The 379-nt window shown below is 63.1% G+C and carries 1 pseudogene; it reads left to right on the top strand.

What is annotated here, in order from left to right:
* Positions 1–379 (top strand): annotated as a pseudogene (locus MOV74_RS40425) (hypothetical protein); the annotation flags it as partial.

Below are 379 nucleotides of genomic sequence, written 5' to 3'. Positions count from 1 at the left end.
CGACGACTATATCGATGGCCGCGGCGGCTACGACCAGGTCACCTACAATTCGGACACGACGACCACGTCGGGTATCTATGTTCACCTGGCCGCGGGCATTGTGAACGGCGATGCGACGGTCGGTACCGACACGATACGCAATGTCGAGGCCGCTCGTGGCACCAATTTCGACGATACGTTCGATGCGACCGGGTTTGGCCAGATCGGCGCGACCAATGTCGGCTCCTCCGGCACCTTCAACGACTTCGCCGGCGCCGGCGGCGACGATACCATCATCGGCAACGGCTCCACCCGTCTGAACTACCAGATCGCGGCCTCGAGCGTCAGCGTCGACCTCGAGACCAGCGTCATCGGGACGACCAATGCAGTCACGGTGGCC

The sequence above is a fragment of the Bradyrhizobium sp. SHOUNA76 genome (genome assembly GCF_023006445.1).
Lineage (GTDB): Bacteria > Pseudomonadota > Alphaproteobacteria > Rhizobiales > Xanthobacteraceae > Bradyrhizobium.
This window is presented reverse-complemented; position numbering and strand designations above follow the sequence as displayed.